This is a genomic window from Flavobacterium sp. SH_e, assembly GCF_025717045.1.
GTDB lineage: Bacteria > Bacteroidota > Bacteroidia > Flavobacteriales > Flavobacteriaceae > Flavobacterium.
Genome location: NZ_JAOVZN010000006.1, coordinates 252,394 through 271,228 on the forward strand (window position 1 = coordinate 252,394; position 18,835 = coordinate 271,228).

Consider the following 18,835-nt stretch of genomic DNA (forward strand, 5'->3'; position numbering starts at 1 on the left):
TTTAATAGTGCTAATGTTTGGAGCTTTAAGTTTTTTTGCTTCAAATATTATTATGAAGGAAATTCTGAGCGCTGAAACGTACGGATATTTATCTGTTTTTGTTACTTATTTTTCATTTATATATGTTTTTGGAATTTTTGGAACCGAGCAAGTTTTTATTCGTTTTTCAAGAGTCGAAAACAAAAATGAGATTTTGACTCAAAAATCAATACTTTATTTAATTCTATTTTTTGCTCTTTTTTCTTCGGTAACGGGGACAGTTTTATTTAGACATCTATATCCAGAAATACAGCTTAATTTCGTTGTTTTAATTTTAGTAAGTTTAAGTATAATTGGTTCTACTTTTTTGGTATCAACATTTCGATTAAATTCAAATTTTGTGTTATCACAGTTATTATCAAATGTTTGGAAGATTGCAATGTTTTTGCTGGCAATCTTTTTTTTGATATACAAATACTCAGATCTTTCTTTATTTTTACTTTTAGTTTCTCTTATTACTATATCCTGCTTTTTTTTCTTTCTTTTATATATTTTAAAAAAAATAAAATTTGAGTTTAATTCGATAATATCAAACAATAGAATGTTAGAATCTTCTTTTCATTTTTTTGTTTCAATTTCATCTTTTTCTCTTATTGTTTTTGCAGATCGCTTTATTGTAGAACATAAATATAGTTTTGAGCAGTTTGGTAATTTCTTTTATTTAACAAGCTTTTTTTTGTCACCTTTTTCAATTTTACAGAATTATATTGGCTTTAAACAATTAATTTTTTTCAAAAACAATTTCACGATATCTTATTTTTTAAAATTTAGAAAGAAAGTCATTTTATTGGGATTTTTAATGGCTTTAGCATTGTCCTGTGTTACTTTTTTTCTGAGCTATTTCAAATGGTTAAGTTTTCCTTTCGACCAATATTTAAGCGTAATAGCGATGTTTTTAATTTCGGGCATAACAAGATTATACTCTTCGTCAATAAGTTCTGCCTTTGAGGCAAAAACATCGATAGAAACTTTAAGGAAATCAAACTTGATAATAGTTTTGATAACAATAGTAATTTTATTGTTTACTTTTATTTTCGTTAATGCTATAGAAATAATAATTTTTAATATGACCCTTATCTGGTTGTTAAGAAGTATTATTTGTAAAAAGCTATTACTTAATCAAATAAAAAATGATGAGTAAATGAAAATACCATTATCAAAAATATATCTGTTTTTTTTCTTTCTAGGACTTTTCTTTTTTTCATTTAATGAATATCAAGGGCTTTCTTTTTTGGGAGAATTTAAAACAGAATCTGGAGCACTTTTTTTTCTTTTAGGTTTTTTACTATTAGGTATTGAATCTATTGCAAAAGGCAAAATTTCAATTCCTTATAAAAGTACTATCTTCCAAATACTTGTCTTTTTTTTAATATGGTGTTTCATAACCACTATTTTAAATGCAAATACCGTTGTCTCAAATTATTTTAAACATACTAGCGGAATTAACCGTTTTGTGAGACAATATTTTTCAATGATATTATCCTGCGTTGTTTTCTTTTTATTTTATTGGAATGTAATCTATAAAATGAAGACCATTGATATTCTTTTAAAAATAAGAAAGGTATTTCTACTTTCATTAATTATAGCTTTTACATACGGATTTCTTGAAGTCTTGGTTGTAGTTTTTGGTTTCAGAAAACTATATTCAGTTTTAAAACTATTCGATTTTTTCCCCTTTCTAGAAGTGTCTCTTCAAACAGGAGGAAGGATTTCGTCCATTGCTTATGAACCTCCATTTTTAGCTATTTACCTTATTACTATTTCTGGTTGGATGTTTAGTTATATACTTACAGAAAAAGGCCTAGTAAAATTTTTACCAGCTTTTGCTGTTTTATTTCTGACTTATTTTTCAGGATCACGAACAGGACTTATAGTTGTTCTTTTTCAAGTATGTATATTTTGTGTTTTCTTATATCGAGATCAGCGTTTTAAATCTTATCTTTTAAAATCATTCCTTGCGTTTACTATTGTATTTTGTTTTTTGCTTCTTTTAAATGGAACTAAAATTGTTAACGCCATAGGAGATAAAATAGATTCGCTGGATTTTAGAAAAAATCTAACTAAAAACGTATCCAATCAATCTCGGTTTGGAATGCAGTATGCTGCTTTACAGGTTTTTAGTGAAAACCCCATTGTTGGTGTTGGATTTGGACAGCAAGGGTATCACGTTCGAACACATTATCCGAGCTGGGCAACAAGAAATAATTATGAATTTGAATTACTGTATAAAAATAAAAACGAAAAATCATTTCCGCCAGGTTACAATATTTACACCAGATTGCTCGCAGAGACAGGATTAATTGGCTTTGGTTTATTTTTAATGCTTATTTTTTTCTCTTTGGTTGAGGTTAGAAAACTAATGAAAACAGCCAAAGATGAGGATAAAATTCTATTAATAATCATTTTAATATCTCTTTCTGGGTTATATGTAAACTGGCTGCAAATAGATACTTTCAGAATGTATGGTGTTTGGTTAAGTCTGGCTATTTTGATAAGAATGAGATACAAACCATTAAAATTTAAAGATGAATAAAATTCTTATTTTAATTCCATATTACAATAATATAGAAGGATTGTTAAAGTCTTTAAGGTCAATAGATCCTGATGAAGAATCAGATGTGCTAATTGTTGATGATGGAAGTGCAATTAAACTAAATGAAGATTTAGTTTATGAAAGTTTTAAAGCAAAAGGAAAAGTTTTTTTTAAGATTTTAGAAAAAAATGGAGGAATAGAATCAGCATTAAACCAAGGGTTAGAAATAGCTCAAGCTAAAAAATATGAATATATTGCAAGATTAGATTGTGGTGATATTTGTTTAGGAAAAAGATTTCAGATTCAACACCAATTTTTAAAAGAAAATCCCGAAATTAAAATTGTTGGTTCAAATGTATTGGCTGTTGATTGCAATGATAAATTTTTATATTCAATTAATCTTCCATTACATCATGAAGAGATAGAAAAAAAAATGTACTTCAATTCGATGCTCATACATCCTGCTGTAATGTTTTACACGTCAATAATTGAAACAATTGGATATTATCCTACTCATTATAAATCTGCTGAAGATTATGCTTTCTTTTTTGCTATTTTAAAAAAGTACAAAATGGCAAATATAAAAGAGTACTTGACCCAAATTGAAATTAATGAAAAAGGGATTTCTTTGCAAAAAAGACAGCAGCAGGTAAAAAGCAGAATTCAAATCATAAAAGACAATTTTTATTTCGGATGGTATCCAATCTATGGTCTTTTTAGAAATTATATACTCCTTATTTTGCCATATAATATAATTTTAGCGATTAAAAAAATGAAGAAAAATGCTTAATACATTAAAAAAGAACGGTTTTGAATACCTTGCTTATGGTTTAATATTATCGCTTTTTTTTTCAAAAGCGATTCCTAATATTATTTTAGCGGTTTTATCTTTATGGACAATTATTGATTTTAGATCAATTCAAAAACCAAAATTCAGGTTTTCTTCTAGCAATTTTTTATTAGCAATATTAATTTTTTTAAGTTTTAAGTCGCTTCTCTTCGGAACAATAATTTATGATTTGAAAGTTTATAAAGGATTATTATTAATCTTTTGGCTTTCAATAGTTTTTCAGAGAATTAAATCTACAGATAAGTTAAAGACAGTTATTTTATGTGCAATAACTCTTGTCGTTGTAAGCTCACTTTTTTTAATTGCTTTGTATTATTTTAAAAACAAAAATCTTCCTTTTTCAAATACAGCTGAGGTTAATCAATTGTTGTTATTGGAGCGCCCTTATATTGGATTTATTGCTGTTTTGGGAATTTTTCTTGCTATTGAAAAAGCAATTTCAGATCCACCTTTAAAAAAGATATGGATTATTAATGGATTAATATTATTTCTGTTTATAGTTTTAATTTCAGCAAGAATTTCCATAATAACAATATTCATATTAGCAGCAGTTTATCTAATGTTTTATTTTAAAATTAGTAGATTGAAAAAGGCTGTTATTTTAATAAGTTTAGCCATTGGATTTGTGCTTTTAATTTTTACTAATAAAAATATATCTGAGCGTTTTTTTATAAAAAGCAATTTTTCAGAGTCTTTGAAAACAGCATCAGATTATGAACCAAGAATCGTGATTTGGGATTGTGCCTATCAAATGACAAAAGAAAATGATTTTAAAATTTTAATTGGATTTGAAGGTTACCAAAGAATAAGAGAACTTTTTTTGAATTGTTATTCCTCAAAGATTGAAAATGAATCAAAACGAGAATATTTTTTATCAGAGAAATTTAATTCGCATAACCAGTTTATCGATTTCTATTTAATTGGAGGAATTACAGCTTTTTTATTGTTTGTCGCTTTCTTTGTAAAATTAATATCTGAATCTAAATCTGATTTTTTCAAAGTAGCGATCGCAGTTTCGTTCTTACTTTTTTTTATAGTAGAAAATATATTTTATCGACAATTTGGATGTTATTTGTTTGGTATATTTATACTAATTTTGGCCCATAATAAAATAAATGAAGAAAATTAAAATTGCTCATATTCTACATTCAGTTGGAGGAGTTGATGTCTCTTTGAGGCAGATACTTCACAATTTGGATACTAAGACTTTTGAGAATATTGTAATTCATGGGGATTCGGACACTATAAATGGGTTTGTAGATAAAGATGCTAAACCAATTGTAGATTATAAGCTTCCAATTTACAGAGAAATATCTTTTAAAAGTGATTTTCAGGCAATTTTAAAGACCTGGAAAATCATTCGTAAAGAAAAACCAGACTTGATACATTCACATAGTACAAAGGGTGGTGTTATTGGTAGAATAGTTGGTTTTTTGACAGGAATAAAAGTTTTACACACGCCACAAGCATTTTCTTTTTTGAGTGCGGAGAGTAAAATTAAAAAAGTATTTTTTTTAATAATTGAAAAAATGCTTTCTAAAGGAAAAACGATTTTATTAGCTTCGTCACAATCTGAGCTAAATAGAGCGATAAATGAAGTTGGTTTTCCAAAATCAAAAACGAATCTGTTTAATAATGCGATAGAACCAATCGAAAATATTTTTGATTTATCAATACCTAAAACATGGCCAGACCAATATCTTTGTACAGTTGGAAGACCTTGTTATCAAAAAAACATTGAAGAATTAATTGAAGTTTTATATGAACTCAATAAATCAGTAGATGTACATTTGGTTATTTTAGGTTTAGGACATCATGCAGATCATATTAAACAAGTGGAAGATTTAATAGTGAAACTAAATTTAAAAGAAAAAGTAACATTATTAAGTTGGACTTCGAGAGAAGATGTTTTAAACATTATTAGTAAATCAAAACTATATCTTTCTACTGCACGTTATGAGGGATTGCCTTATTCTGTAATTGAAAGTTTGGCATTATCAATTCCAGGCGTAGTCTCTGACTGTGACGGCAACCGAGATCTAATTATAAATGGATTTAACGGTTACTGCATTAAAGAAAACAATACAGAAGAATTCAGTCAAAAAATAATTGAATTACTTCAAAACGAAAATAAATATTTAGAGTTCTCAAAAAATGCGAAGGAAACTTTTGAAAAGAATCATAATATTTATCAAAAAATAGATGATCTCGAAAGTATTTACAACGCACAATTAAAATAACATGAAAAGAATACTTATTACTGGAGCGGCAGGTTTTTTAGGATCGCATTTATGTGACAGATTTATCAAAGAAGGTTACTTTGTGATTGGAATGGATAATTTGATTACTGGTGATCTTAAAAATATTGAGCATTTATTCAAACTAGAAAACTTTGAGTTTTATCATCATGATATTACCAAGTTTGTTCACGTTCCTGGTGATTTAGATTATATACTGCATTTTGCATCACCAGCAAGTCCGATCGATTATTTAAAAATTCCAATTCAGACTTTAAAAGTAGGTTCTTTAGGAACGCATAATTTATTGGGATTAGCTCGAGTTAAAAAAGCAAGAATTTTGATTGCTTCGACTTCAGAAGTTTATGGAGATCCATTAGTTCATCCTCAGACTGAAGAATATTACGGAAATGTAAATACAATTGGTCCGCGTGGTGTTTATGATGAAGCAAAACGTTTTCAGGAATCTATCACAATGGCGTACCATACTTTTCACGGAGTAGAAACCAGAATTGTTCGTATTTTTAATACTTACGGACCAAGAATGCGATTAAACGACGGACGTGTAATTCCAGCATTTATTGGTCAGGCATTACGCGGTGAAGATCTAACCATTTTTGGTGACGGAATGCAAACGCGTTCTTTCTGTTATGTTGATGACCAAGTAGAAGGTATTTTCAGATTACTGCATTCTGATTATGTGTATCCAGTTAACATTGGAAATCCAGACGAAATCACGATCAAAGATTTTGCGGAAGAAATTATAAAATTGACTGGAACAAACCAAAAAGTGGTTTATCATCCGTTGCCAGTAAACGATCCGTTGCAGCGTCAGCCAGATACAACAAAAGCAAAAGAATTGTTAGGTTGGGAAGCAAAAGTGAGTCGTGCCGAAGGAATGAAAATTACTTATGATTATTTCAGATCGTTGTCTCCAGAGGAACTTTCGAAAGAAGAGCACAAAGATTTTTCAAGCTATATTAAATAAAAATTCCACTTTTTAAGAAAATAAATTCTAATGAACGATTTAGTATCTATTTTAACACCAACATTTAATACTGAAAAGTTCATTAGATTAACAATAGAATCGGCTCAAAATCAAACCTATACAAATTGGGAAATGATTTTGGTTGATGATGCTTCTACAGATAATACGGTTGCTATAATTGAGGAATTTGTTAAAAATGACAGCCGAATAAAGCTTTTCAAATTACCAGAAAATCGCGGAAATGGTTTTGCCAGAAACGCCGCTTTAGAAAAAGCAACAGGAAAATATATAGCTTATTTAGACGCTGATGATTTATGGTTTCCTGAGAAATTAGAAAAGCAAATTCAGTTTTTAAAAGCAAATAATTTACACTTTACTTTCAGCTTTTACGATTCTATTGATGAGGACGGAAATGATTTGAATAGAAAAGTAGAATCACCAAATCCGTTAACTTATAAACAATTGTTTTTTTGTAATTATGTAGGTAATTTGACAGCCATTTATGATGCAGATTATTTTGGGAAAATTATCTTGGAGACCTCTCAAAAAAGACAAGATTGGAGAATATGGCTTACGATTTTAAAACAAATTAAAATAGCAAAACCAGTTCCAGAATCTTTAGCTTTTTACAGAATTAGAAAAGATTCTGTTTCCTCTTCAAAATTTAAATTGATTAAACATAATTTTGGTGTTTACAGAGAATTTCACGGATATAATTTTGCGTTTTCTGTTTTATTGATGATGAGGTTTTTATTTACTCAATTGATAATCAAACCAAAATATATAAAGAAGATTTAAAATTCAACTTGATGTCGCAATTTGCGACTTCAAGTTTCAAGGTCACAATTTTTGACCATGAAGAATTTCGCTTAGAATTCGAAGTCACAATTTGTGACCTCCAGTTTTTTTTTAATAATACGTTTCGATTTCTAAGGTCGCAATTTGCGACCTTAAAGAATTATTTTTTATAACCAATCTTTACTCTTTCAGATTCATTTTCTTTCTTTTCAGTCAATTCATCTAAATAAGAAAAAACCAATTCAATATTTTTATCGTGATTTTCTAACTTTTTTTGAATCTGTAGAATATCAACCTTAATTTCAGTTGTATCTAAAAGCATTTGTCTCACTTTGGTGAAAATCCGCATAATTTGAATATTGGTCTGAATTGCTTTGTCACTTTTTAAGACGCTTGAAAGCATCAAAATTCCATGTTCAGTAAAGGCATAAGGGAGATATTTTAAGTTTGAACCTCTTCCATTCTTCAAGGTCGCAATTTGCGACCTTGAAGAATTGTATTCATTTTCAGTTAGCTGAAACATGAAATCTTCAGGAAACCGTGATAAATTTCTTTTTACTTGTTCATTTAATCTTTTAGTTTCGACATCATAAAGCATGGCTAAATCGCTATCCAGCATCACTTTTTGACCACGGATAAAATATATTTTATTAGAAATTGTTTCTTCAGAAAGTAAAGATTGATCTTCCATAAGTTTTTAATTAGAAAAACAAATGTAAGATTTTATTTATGTTTTATAAATAAGATTTAAACTGTTTTAGTTTCCCGCGATTGGTTCTTTCTAAAACCGTTTTTCTTGTAAAAGTGAAGTTTAAATTAGGTTCTAAATACAAATCTATAGCTTCTTTTATTTTTTGAATTTGTTCTGAAACTAATTCATTTTCAGAAACATATTCAATTTCAAAAGTGTCTAATTTAGTTTGTTTGATAATGAATTCTTTCACGTTTCCATCATCTTCAATGATGCTTTTGGTTACATAATAAAATGTCAAACCTGGAGATTTTTTACCACTTGGTAAAACGGCAACATCATTGGTTCTTCCAATTAATTTTTTAAGAATTGGTTTTTTAGGTGTACTATTTTCATCCAAAATTCCGATGTCGCCAATTTCATATCGAATGAAAGGATTTGCTTTGTTGAACAAAGATGTAATCACAATTTTTCCTTCCGTTCCATGTGGAACAGGGTTATTGTTTTCATCTAAAATTTCCACAAAAAGAGTTTCAGCATTTACCTGCCATTCGCCTTTAGGGTTTTCAAAAGCAATTAAATCTAATTCAGAAGCGCCATATTCATTGATAATCGGAATTCCGAATTGTTTTTCTAAAAGCTTTTTATCCGATTCAAAAAGCATTTCTGAAGTTACGAAACAAGCTTTTAAAGTTGGACAAATATCTTTTAAAACAATATTTTTCTTTTCTAAATATTTGGCAAATAATACAATAGAACTGGTATAACCATTAATGTAATCGAATTTTTTCGTTCTGAATTTTTTTAGGAATTTCTCTAAAATAGCATCAGATAAATCAAAAACCGGAAAACGAAAACGTCCACTCAAAAAATCCTTAAATCGCTCTTTTTGATATCCAATAAAATCCATTGGAATTCCATAAAAACGTGCCTGATACGAATGGTTAAAATCAATGCCAAACCAGCCAAAACGCATAATGTTGGAAGCCCAAGTTAAAGCGTGCGAATACTTGTCTTTTGCAAAAACAAAAGGAGTTCCGCTAGATCCAGATGTTTTGTTGAGGTAAACAGTTTTTTTTGAATAACCTTTTGAAAGTCTTTCTTCCAGAGGTTTTTGCAAATTTTGCTTATTTAAAATTGGAAGTTCTTCCCAACTTTTAGCAGTTGAATTTCCAGCTAATTGACTATAAAAAGGATTATTTTCCAAATGAAAATCGACAATTTCTTTTTTCTTTTTTTCAAGAAAAACAGCATATTCTTGTTCAGATAAATTGACAATTTTTTGCAATTCGGCTTTAGCTTTCTTTATCGGAAAACCATTTAAACGAAGCGTAATGTCAAATATAGAAATCATTAGGGACTAATTTTTCGTCAAAAATAATATTATCCAGTTACTAACATGGAAGAATGAGCAACTTTTTAAGATTAAATTATTTTTTAAGTTCAAAAGCAATTATTTTTGCACCACAACTAAAATACAACAACACATGACAATTTTATTATTGGGATCAGGCGGAAGAGAGCATGCATTTGCGTGGAAAATGGTTCAGAGTCCACTTTGCGAAAAACTTTTTGTAGTACCTGGAAATGCGGGAACTGCTGCAATTGCTGAAAACGTTGCGATTTCTGCAACCGATTTTGAAGCAGTAAAAGCATTAGTGCTAAAAGAAAATATAAGTTTAGTAGTCGTAGGACCTGAAGATCCTTTAGTAAAAGGTGTGTACGATTATTTTAAAAATGACGAAAGTTTAAAACATATTCCGGTTATTGGACCATCAAAAGTTGGAGCACAATTAGAAGGAAGTAAAGAATTTGCAAAAGAATTCTTGATGAAACATAATATTCCAACTGCAGCTTACGACAGTTTTACTGCCGAAACAGTTGAAGAAGGATGCCAATTTCTAGAAACTTTACAGCCTCCTTACGTTTTAAAAGCAGATGGATTGGCAGCTGGAAAAGGAGTTTTGATTATTCAAGATCTTGAAGAAGCAAAAACGGAATTAAGAAACATGTTGGTTCATGCAAAATTCGGTACAGCGAGTTCAAAAGTTGTTATTGAAGAATTCTTGGACGGAATCGAATTAAGCTGTTTCGTTTTAACGGATGGAAAAAACTATAAAATTCTTCCAACGGCAAAAGATTACAAAAGAATTGGTGAAGGAGATACAGGTTTAAACACAGGTGGTATGGGAGCGGTTTCTCCAGTTCCTTACGTAGATTCAGTTTTAATGGAAAAAATTGAAACTCGTATTGTAAAACCAACAATCGAAGGTTTCCAAAAAGATGGAATTGAATATAAAGGATTTGTTTTCATTGGTTTAATTAATGTTAAAAATGAACCAATCGTTATTGAGTACAACGTAAGAATGGGAGATCCTGAAACTGAAGTTGTAGTTCCAAGATTGAAATCAGATTTAGTAGAATTATTTTTGTCTGTTGCAGATCAGAAATTAGGAGATTTCAATTTAGAAATCGATCCAAGAAGCGCTACAACTGTTATGGTGGTTTCTGGCGGATATCCTGAAGATTTCGAAAAAGGAAAAGTTATTTCTGGTTTAGAAAACATTGAGGATTCTATAGTTTTTCATGCGGGAACAAAATTAGATAACGGAAATGTCGTTACTAATGGAGGACGTGTAATTGCTGTAACATCTTACGGAGATAATTTCCAAGAGGCTATAAAAAAATCTTACCAAAACATAGATAAACTAAGCTTTGATAAGATGTATTTTAGAAAAGATATCGGCTTTGATTTAATTTAAAAAATAAATTTGACCAACCCTTTTAATTAAGGGTTTGGTTTTTATTTTAAAAATGAATGAGCTGTTGTATCTTGGTTTTCTGTTCCAGCGTCATCAAAAATACGTAATTGTTTAATCCAATAAACGATTGCGCATGCACAGATGATCATGAAAATCCAGTTAATAGTGTTTGCACCAAACCATGTAATTAATTCCAAACGACGTAAAAAGTCAAGAGGAGCAAACAAAATGTTAACGAATAGGTATTGAATTCCTTCGAAAAAAGCTGTCATAATTTTAAAAATTATATGTTATTTATTGTTGTGTAATGTCTTGAAGATAAAATTCAGCGAACCAAATCTTTTTTCAACTTGTTAGGTTTTTCCTTTTAAACAAGTAGTATCTTTACAATCACAAAAGTATAAAATATCCTTATGATAACAAGTGTTTTTAAAAAATCTACGCCATTAAATTATTCGTTGGTTGTAATTTTGATACTGGTTTTCTTTTTTATGTTCCAAATTAAAGACCCAACTTGGGTTAGTTCTTATTTTTTGGCGTTCCAAAAAGTGAGCTTATTATGCTTTATTTTGGCTTCTTTTTTTATGATTAATTTTATTGTAAAAAAGAACGGACTCAGTAAAGACAATGGTTATGCGATACTTTTCTACTTATTATTTGTTTTATTTTTCCCAACGATATTTAACAACACAAATGTTATTTATGCCAATTTCTTTATATTATTGGCTCTTCGAAGATTAATTTCGCTGCAATCTCTTAAATCGTCAAAAGAAAAAATATTTGACGCTTCATTTTGGATTTTTGTAGCTTCTTTATTTCAATTTTGGAGTGTACTTTTCTTAATATTGGTTTTTATATCCATTATTTTTCACGTTTCGAGAGATTATAGAAACTGGGTTTTGCCATTTATTGCACTTTTAGCAGTGACAATTTTGTTTTATATGACATCTCTAATTTTAAAAATTGATGCCATAGCTTTTTTTCAGGAAAGAGCCGTAATCGATTTTAAAATAGATTACTTTAAGAACAATTACGAAAACGCAGCGCTTTCAATATACACTGCTGTAGCTTTGTTTTTTGTAACTTCAATGTTAATGACATTATCAAACAGACCACAAATAGTACACTCTTCATACAAGAAAATTGTGGCCTGCTTTTTTATTGCAGCTTTTGTTTACATCGTTTCGCCAGATAAAAGCAACGATTTGTTATTGTTCAGCATTGCGCCTTTAACAGTTATGGCAACAAGCCATGTTGAATATATGCAGCAAAAACTAAACAACGAAATTGTTTACTATACCTTGATAGTGTGTAGTTTAATTCTGTTTTTCTCTCAATTATAATTTACTTCCATAAGCAAGATCCCCTGCGTCACCAAGTCCTGGAACAATGTAGTTTTTCTCATTTAGTTTTTCATCCAAAGACGCAACCCATAAGTGGCAGTTTTCAGGAAGATTTTTTTCTAGATGAGCAATTCCTTCTGGAGCAGCAATAACTACAACAATATGAAATTCTGTTGGAGAAGCATTTTCAATTAATCTTTTATGAACAGCTACAATAGATTGTCCAGTAGCAAGCATTGGATCAAGAAGTAGAACGGTTTTATTGTTTAAATTTGAAATTGCCTGATATTCAACTAAGATTTCAAACTCATCATCATTATTTGGATGATGCCTGCAGGCAGAAACAAAGCTGTTTTCTGCATGATCAAAATAATTTAAAAATCCGTTATGAAGTGGCAATCCAGCTCTTAGAATTGGACATAAAACCAAATCGGTTTCAATTTCTGTTGTTTTTTTGATTCCAAGCGGTGTTTGGATTTCAACTTCTTTATAAGGTAAAATTTTACTTAATTCATAAGCCATAATTTCGCCAATGCGTTCAATATTTCTACGAAAACGCATACTGTCGTTTTGAACATTTACATTTCGGATTTGACCCAAAAAATGATTTAATACACTGTTGTTCTCAGATATATAGTGGATTTTCATAAGACTTTTTTAGAAGATCAATTGTATTTATAAGAATAATTGAAAAATTAATGTTTTTTTTCAAACTATAAAAGTATAAAAAGTATCTTTGTTTCATAAAAAATAAAAAACATGTTTTCAAAATTAGCTTATTCTGTTTTCGAGCAGAGCATCAAAGATTATCATCAGTTTGATAATGTAGATCAGCCGATTAATAATCCTTATCCAAAAGATAAGTTCGAGCATTTGTTATATCTAAAAAATTGGATTGACACCGTTCAATGGCATTTTGAAGATATTATTCGTGATCCGCAGATTGATCCAGTAGCGGCATTGACTTTAAAAAGAAGAATTGACGCATCAAATCAGGAACGTACTGATATGGTGGAATATATTGATAGTTACTTTTTACAAAAATACAGTAGTGTAAAAGTAAAAGATGGAGCAAAAATTAATTCTGAAAGTCCAGCTTGGGCTTTTGATAGATTGTCAATTTTGGCTTTAAAAATTTATCACATGCATGAAGAAGCTACTCGTGTAGAGGCTTCTCAAGAGCACAGAGATAAATGTCAGGAAAAACTAAATATACTTTTAGAACAAAGAACAGATTTATCTACAGCAATTGAAGAATTATTGACAGATATTGAAAACGGTGATAAATTCATGAAAGTGTACAAACAAATGAAAATGTACAACGACGACGAATTGAATCCTGTTTTATACCAAAATAAAAAATAAATAATTTGGCAGACTTGTCTAGCAAAATTAAGCATATAGCCGTCATGAGACTATCCGCTATGGGAGATGTCGCCATGACGGTTCCTGTTTTACGAGCTTTTGTAAAACAATATCCAACGGTAAAACTGACCGTTATTTCTCGTCCATTTTTTAAACCTTTCTTTGAAGGAATTCCGAATTTAGAATTTTTCCCTTTTGATGAAAAAGAAAGGCACAAAGGATTTCTTGGACTTTTATGTTTATTTCAAGATGTAAAAAAACTAAAAATAGATGCTTTTGCAGATCTTCATAACGTTTTGAGATCTAAGGTTGTGAGTTTACTTTTCGCTTTAAGCGGAAAAAAAAGAGCAACAGTTGATAAAGGAAGAGAAGGAAAAAAAGAATTAACCCGTGCTGAAAATAAGATTTTCAAACAACTGCCAACAATGTTTGAAAGACATGCAAAAGTATTTGAAGAACTTGGTTTTCCTTTAGATCTATCTCATCCTGAATTTCCTAAAAAAGCAATTTTAGGTGCAGAAATTACAGAATTAATAGGAGAGAATTACCAAAAATTAATTGGAATTGCTCCCTTTGCTCAATACGATTCAAAGGTTTATCCTTTAGATTTAATGAAAGATGTAATTGAAAAATTGGCCGAAAATAAAGATCAAACTGTTTTGCTTTTTGGTGGCGGAACGAAAGAAATTGATATTTTAAATTCGCTTTCAGAACCTTTTAAAAATGTAATAAATGTTGCTGGAAAAATTAAGTTTCAGCAAGAATTAAAATTGATAAGCAATCTAGACGTAATGCTTTCTATGGATTCTGGAAATGCTCATATTGCAGCAATGCTGGGAGTAAAAGTTGTTACGCTTTGGGGCGCGACGCATCCATACGCTGGATTTTTGCCATTCAATCAAAGTTTAGAAAACACACTAACTTCAGACCGAAATCAATATCCAAAATTACCGACTTCGGTTTACGGAAATAAAATTGTTGAAGGTTATGAAGATGCGATGAGGACAATTTTACCACAACAGGTTGTTGACAAAGTTGTAGAGCAGCTTTTATAAAAAAAAACTTCTCCATAAAGAGAAGTTTTTTTTTAATCTTAAGCAATATTTTTGTTTAGATCATATCTTTCATTAGAATCGAGAAAAGAATATCCGATAGTTTTTTTTCTTTTTTTGTTTACTATAATGCTGACAAAGTTGTTTTTGTCTTCCGTTGACAATAAAATGTGTTCGAATTTATCAGATGAATCTCTGTAAATTTTATAAATTAAGTCATGATCTTTAATTTTTTTAGATAAAACCTTAGCCGATTTAAGTTTGCTTACATAAGGCCAGATATTAAAAATATTCGAATCGGTCTTTTTAACTTCTACCATTTTCTCGGTCAACGTTGAATTGTATTTTTCCCTTTCAAGCATCTTTGGACCTTTTTTGTTTTTCATTTTTATAATAACTGCCAGAACGCATAGCGAAGCAGTTACAACCAGCATAATAAATAGATATAAATGAAAGTGTTGAACGTGAGCTGTCATGATATTTAATGTTTAAATGTTTGACAAATTTGATTTAGCTCTACAAATTCTCAAAAGGCGAGATTGAGATTGCCATAATTATACCTCTAATTTAATGAAAATTTGGCAATATTTTAATAAAATTTTGCTTTTATTTCAATTAGAGCCAAATCTTCATATTCTGATAAGAATTGTGAATATAGAAATAAAAAAAATCCAAATTCCGGTTTAGTTTGGAATTTGGATTTTTATCCCGAAGCTTCGGGATTGGAATTTTCAAATATTATACGTCGTCGTAATCAACATAAATAGTTTCTGAAGTTGGATGCGCTTGACAAGTTAAAATCAAACCTTCGGCAATTTCGCTGTCTGTTAAAATAGAATTTTTCGTCATTTCTGCACTTCCTTTTGTCACACGTCCTAAACAGCTGCTACAGATTCCTCCTTGGCAAGAATATGGCGCGTCAACACCTTGTTTTAGAGCAGCATCAAGAATCGTTTGTTTTTTAGACATTTCAAAAGTAGTCTCTTCATCATCTACCAAAACAGTAATTTTTGTGTGTCCTTCTTGAGAACCTTCGATGGCGTGCTCTTCAGAAGAAGACGTAAATAACTCAAATTTAATAGCAGACTCTTTTACATTTTTCTCTTTTAAAACATTTGAAACAGTATTGATCATGTCTTCTGGTCCGCACAAGAAAAATTTATCAAACTGAAGTTCTTTGTGTTTGTTGTTTAAAACAAAATTCACAGAAGATTTTTCAATTCTTCCAAATAAAGCATTTTCAGCTTTTGCTTGACTGTAAACGTAGTGCACAAAAAATCTGCCTACATATTGTAACTGTAAATCGTGAAGTTCTTGATGAAAGATTGTTTCTTCAGGAGTTTTATTTCCGTAAACTAATACAAATGAACTTTTTGGCTCATTTTTTAAAACCGATTTTATGATTGAAAGAACAGGCGTAATTCCGCTTCCTGCAACAAAAGCCGCATAGTTTTTTTGTCTTTCAGCATCTGGCTCAAAAGTAAACTTTCCTTCTGGCTGGCCCACTTCAAGAACATCACCTGCTTTTAAAGTTGTGTTAGCAAACTGAGAAAAAAGACCATTTTTTACTGCTTTTACAGCAATTCGTAATTCGCCGCTGTCTGGTGCAGAGCAAATAGAATAAGCACGTCTAATTTCTTGATTATCAAGTGTTAGTTTTAAATTTATATATTGACCCGCAATAAATTTATAGTCAGGTTTTAGTTCTTCGGGAACATTAAAAAGTACAGAAACAGCATTTGCGGTTTCACGTTTAACCTCTTTAATTATTAGTTTTAAGAATGAAGGCATGATAGAATTTTTATGCAAAAGTAGCAAACCACTCTTAAAAGATTGCCACTAAATTATTTTTTTTAACTTTTTTTGTAACGTTTTCCTACATTTGATCTCTTACTACAAAAATACTAAAACCAAAAACAATGATTAAGAAGTTTCTTTACCTCGAATGGAAGGCTTTCAGTAGATCGGCATCTTTCGGTAAAAACCTGGCAATGAAAATTTTAATAGGTTTTTTAATGATCTACTTTTCCCTAATTTTTATTGGTATGGGAGTTGGAGCATTTTATGTCCTTAAGGAGATGAAATTGGAGCCATTAGTAACAGTCAATAAATTTCTGATTTATTATTTCCTTTTAGATTTAATAATTCGATTGTTGCTACAATCAATTCCTGTTTTAAATATTAAGCCATTATTGGTTCTTCCTTTTAAGAAGCCAACAATTGTGCATTTTTCTTTAGGTAAAACGGCTTTGTCCTTTTTTAATTGGGTACATGCTTTATTTTTTATTCCATTTTCGGTTGTGTTAATTTTAAATGGTTACGATGTTGTCGAAATTGTTTTCTGGCATTTAGGAATAATGGCAATGATATACATCAATAATTTCCTGAATATTATCTTGAGTAATATTGACAAATTGTTTGCTGTATTTGTGGTATTGATTGTAGTTTTTGGAGGCGCGCAATATTATAAGTTATTTGATATCACGACGTTTACAACTCCATTTTTTCAGAACTTCTACGATATTGATGGAGTATTTTTAATTCCGATTTTAGTATTAATTGGACTTTATGTTTTTACTTTTAAGTACTTTGAAAAGAATTTATACTTAGACGCAGGTCTTTCGGTAAAACACGATGTTGCATCAACAGAAAATCTAACTTGGCTGAACCAATTTGGAACTTTGGGAACATTCCTTAAAAACGATATCAAACTCATCAAAAGAAATAAAAGGTCAAAAACAACTATTGTAATGAGTGTGATCTTCTTATTTTATGGATTGATTTTTTTCGCTAATCCGCATCAACCTCCGGCAATGCACATTTTTGCTGGAATATTTGTATCGGGCGGATTTCTTTTTGTTTTTGGACAATTTGTACCAAGCTGGGATAGTTCGTATTATCAATTAATGATGACACAGAATATTCCGTATCGAGGTTATATTACTGCGAAATGGTGGCTTATCGTTATTGTTACTTTCATTTCTACCATTTTGGCATCATTTTATCTTTTTTATGGATGGGAAGTTTATTTAACTATTGTAGTTGGAGCGATTTATAATATTGGAGTCAATTCTCATTTAGTACTTTTAGGTGGAGCTTTTACCAAAACGCCAATTGATTTGAGTAACGCCGGCGGAGCTTTTGGAGATAAAAAAGCTTTTAACGTTAATTCAATGCTTTTGTCTTTACCAAAAATATTTCTGCCTTTATTATTGTATTGGCTTGGATTACATTTTGCAGATAAAACCGTGGCGTTAAGCTTAGTAGCTGGAGCTGGAATTTTAGGTTTTATCTTCAAAGAAAAAGTATTTTCTCTTATCGAAAAAAGATACAAAATTGAGAAATACAGTACGATTAGCGCATACAAACAAAAGAATTAATTAGAAAACGAGTCAATTAGATAATTAATCTAAAATCAACAATCTAAAATTTACAATTACCATGATACAAGTAAGTCAACTTTCAAAAACATATAACGGAACAACAGTTTTAAATATCAGTAATCTTGAAATTCCAAAAGGGCAAAGTTTCGGATTAGTTGGAAATAACGGAGCAGGAAAAACAACTTTTTTCAGTTTGCTTTTAGACCTTATTCAACCTTCAACAGGATATATAAAAAGTCATGATATTCAGGTAAATACAAGTGAAAACTGGAAATCTTTTACGGGATCTTTTTTAGATGAAAACTTCCTTATCGGATATTTAACTCCTGAAGAATATTTTTATTTTATTGGTGATTTGCGTAATCAGAATAAAGCAGATATCGATGCGTTATTGGCAAAATATGAGGAGTTTTTTAACGGAGAAATTTTAAAGAACAAAAAATACCTTCGCGATCTATCAAAAGGAAACCAGAAAAAAGTGGGAATCATAGCAACACTTATTGGAAATCCTGAAGTTGTAATTTTAGACGAACCTTTTGCAAATCTAGATCCAACGACGGTTAGCAGATTGAAAAAAATCATTAAAGAATTGGCAGATGATCCAAATGTAACGGTTTTAGTTTCAAGTCACGATTTGCAACATACAGTAGAGGTTTGTGACCGAATAGTTGCTCTTAATAAAGGTGAGGTTGTAAAAGATATTCAAACTTCAAAAGAAACCTTACAAGAACTAGAATTGTTTTTTGCAGTATAAATTTCAATATTTAAAAAAGAAGCGTATTTTTACAAGTCAA

Annotated in this window: 19 protein-coding genes; 13 read left to right on the forward strand and 6 right to left on the reverse strand. The window is 30.0% G+C overall.

The annotated features are described in order from the left end of the window. Positions 1-13 precede the first annotated feature (13 nt). From OD917_RS11955 to OD917_RS11985, 7 genes are read left to right on the forward strand one after another with little or no spacing between them, the layout of a single operon-like run. On the forward strand, positions 14-1,180 hold the full coding sequence (locus tag OD917_RS11955; protein WP_263523743.1) for a hypothetical protein: 1,167 nt from the start codon (positions 14-16) through the stop codon (positions 1,178-1,180). Next, a complete protein-coding gene (locus OD917_RS11960) occupies positions 1,181-2,572 on the forward strand; it encodes an O-antigen ligase family protein (RefSeq protein ID WP_263523744.1) in 1,392 nt (463 codons plus the stop codon). After that, positions 2,565-3,362, forward strand: coding sequence for a glycosyltransferase (locus tag OD917_RS11965; protein WP_263523745.1), 798 nt, complete (start codon positions 2,565-2,567; stop codon positions 3,360-3,362). The genes OD917_RS11960 and OD917_RS11965 overlap by 8 nt, the downstream gene beginning before the upstream one ends. Further along, positions 3,355-4,551, forward strand: coding sequence for an O-antigen ligase family protein (locus OD917_RS11970; RefSeq protein ID WP_263523746.1), 1,197 nt, complete (start codon positions 3,355-3,357; stop codon positions 4,549-4,551). The genes OD917_RS11965 and OD917_RS11970 overlap by 8 nt, the downstream gene beginning before the upstream one ends. Next, on the forward strand, positions 4,538-5,662 hold the full coding sequence (locus OD917_RS11975; protein ID WP_263523747.1) for a glycosyltransferase: 1,125 nt from the start codon (positions 4,538-4,540) through the stop codon (positions 5,660-5,662). Before OD917_RS11970 ends, OD917_RS11975 begins: the two co-directional genes overlap by 14 nt. A gap of 1 nt (position 5,663) precedes the next feature. Next, the gene (locus OD917_RS11980) at positions 5,664-6,647 is read left to right on the forward strand and encodes a UDP-glucuronic acid decarboxylase family protein (RefSeq protein WP_263523748.1); all 984 of its coding nucleotides are present in this window, start codon (positions 5,664-5,666) and stop codon (positions 6,645-6,647) included. A gap of 30 nt (positions 6,648-6,677) precedes the next feature. Then, entirely contained in the window at positions 6,678-7,445 is a 768-nt protein-coding gene (locus tag OD917_RS11985) for a glycosyltransferase family 2 protein (RefSeq protein WP_263523749.1), read from the forward strand. Positions 7,446-7,605: 160 nt separating this feature from the next. Here OD917_RS11985 and OD917_RS11990 read toward each other — a convergent pair whose 3' ends face one another. After that, positions 7,606-8,136, reverse strand: coding sequence for an ORF6N domain-containing protein (locus OD917_RS11990; RefSeq protein WP_263523750.1), 531 nt, complete (start codon positions 8,134-8,136; stop codon positions 7,606-7,608). A 43-nt stretch (positions 8,137-8,179) separates the two neighbouring features. Then, positions 8,180-9,490, reverse strand: a complete 1,311-nt coding sequence (locus tag OD917_RS11995) for a phenylacetate--CoA ligase family protein (protein ID WP_263523751.1) — start codon at positions 9,488-9,490, stop codon at positions 8,180-8,182. A 133-nt stretch (positions 9,491-9,623) separates the two neighbouring features. Here OD917_RS11995 and purD point away from each other — a divergent pair, with 133 nt between their 5' ends. Then, entirely contained in the window at positions 9,624-10,898 is a 1,275-nt protein-coding gene (gene purD / locus OD917_RS12000) for a phosphoribosylamine--glycine ligase (protein WP_263523752.1), read from the forward strand. A 41-nt stretch (positions 10,899-10,939) separates the two neighbouring features. On the opposite strand, the gene OD917_RS12005 is transcribed toward purD, so the two are convergent. Further along, positions 10,940-11,170, reverse strand: a complete 231-nt coding sequence (locus OD917_RS12005) for a DUF6341 family protein (RefSeq protein ID WP_029271378.1) — start codon at positions 11,168-11,170, stop codon at positions 10,940-10,942. Positions 11,171-11,311: 141 nt separating this feature from the next. On the opposite strand from OD917_RS12005, the gene OD917_RS12010 reads away from it, so the two are divergent. Further along, positions 11,312-12,241 (forward strand): DUF6427 family protein, encoded by a 930-nt coding sequence (locus OD917_RS12010; RefSeq protein ID WP_263523753.1) that lies wholly within the window; start codon positions 11,312-11,314, stop codon positions 12,239-12,241. On the opposite strand, the gene upp is transcribed toward OD917_RS12010, so the two are convergent. Further along, positions 12,236-12,889: a uracil phosphoribosyltransferase gene (gene upp, locus OD917_RS12015; protein ID WP_111284335.1), complete on the reverse strand. Its 654-nt coding sequence runs from the start codon at positions 12,887-12,889 to the stop codon at positions 12,236-12,238. The two genes, OD917_RS12010 and upp, sit on opposite strands and share 6 nt — an antisense overlap. A gap of 111 nt (positions 12,890-13,000) precedes the next feature. Here upp and OD917_RS12020 point away from each other — a divergent pair, with 111 nt between their 5' ends. Further along, on the forward strand, positions 13,001-13,606 hold the full coding sequence (locus OD917_RS12020; protein WP_263523754.1) for a DUF4254 domain-containing protein: 606 nt from the start codon (positions 13,001-13,003) through the stop codon (positions 13,604-13,606). 44 nt (positions 13,607-13,650) lie between these two features. After that, positions 13,651-14,661: a glycosyltransferase family 9 protein gene (locus OD917_RS12025; RefSeq protein ID WP_263523755.1), complete on the forward strand. Its 1,011-nt coding sequence runs from the start codon at positions 13,651-13,653 to the stop codon at positions 14,659-14,661. 38 nt (positions 14,662-14,699) lie between these two features. Here OD917_RS12025 and OD917_RS12030 read toward each other — a convergent pair whose 3' ends face one another. Continuing rightward, positions 14,700-15,134, reverse strand: coding sequence for a hypothetical protein (locus OD917_RS12030; protein ID WP_263523756.1), 435 nt, complete (start codon positions 15,132-15,134; stop codon positions 14,700-14,702). A 262-nt stretch (positions 15,135-15,396) separates the two neighbouring features. Next, positions 15,397-16,449 carry a 2Fe-2S iron-sulfur cluster-binding protein gene (locus tag OD917_RS12035; protein WP_263523757.1) on the reverse strand — a complete coding sequence of 351 codons (1,053 nt, stop codon included), beginning with the start codon at positions 16,447-16,449 and terminating at the stop codon, positions 15,397-15,399. 128 nt (positions 16,450-16,577) lie between these two features. Between OD917_RS12035 and OD917_RS12040 the strand changes: the two genes are divergently transcribed. Then, positions 16,578-18,038 carry a DUF5687 family protein gene (locus OD917_RS12040; protein ID WP_263523758.1) on the forward strand — a complete coding sequence of 487 codons (1,461 nt, stop codon included), beginning with the start codon at positions 16,578-16,580 and terminating at the stop codon, positions 18,036-18,038. A gap of 61 nt (positions 18,039-18,099) precedes the next feature. Continuing rightward, positions 18,100-18,795 carry an ABC transporter ATP-binding protein gene (locus OD917_RS12045; RefSeq protein WP_111284347.1) on the forward strand — a complete coding sequence of 232 codons (696 nt, stop codon included), beginning with the start codon at positions 18,100-18,102 and terminating at the stop codon, positions 18,793-18,795. The last annotated feature ends 40 nt before the right edge of the window (positions 18,796-18,835 follow it).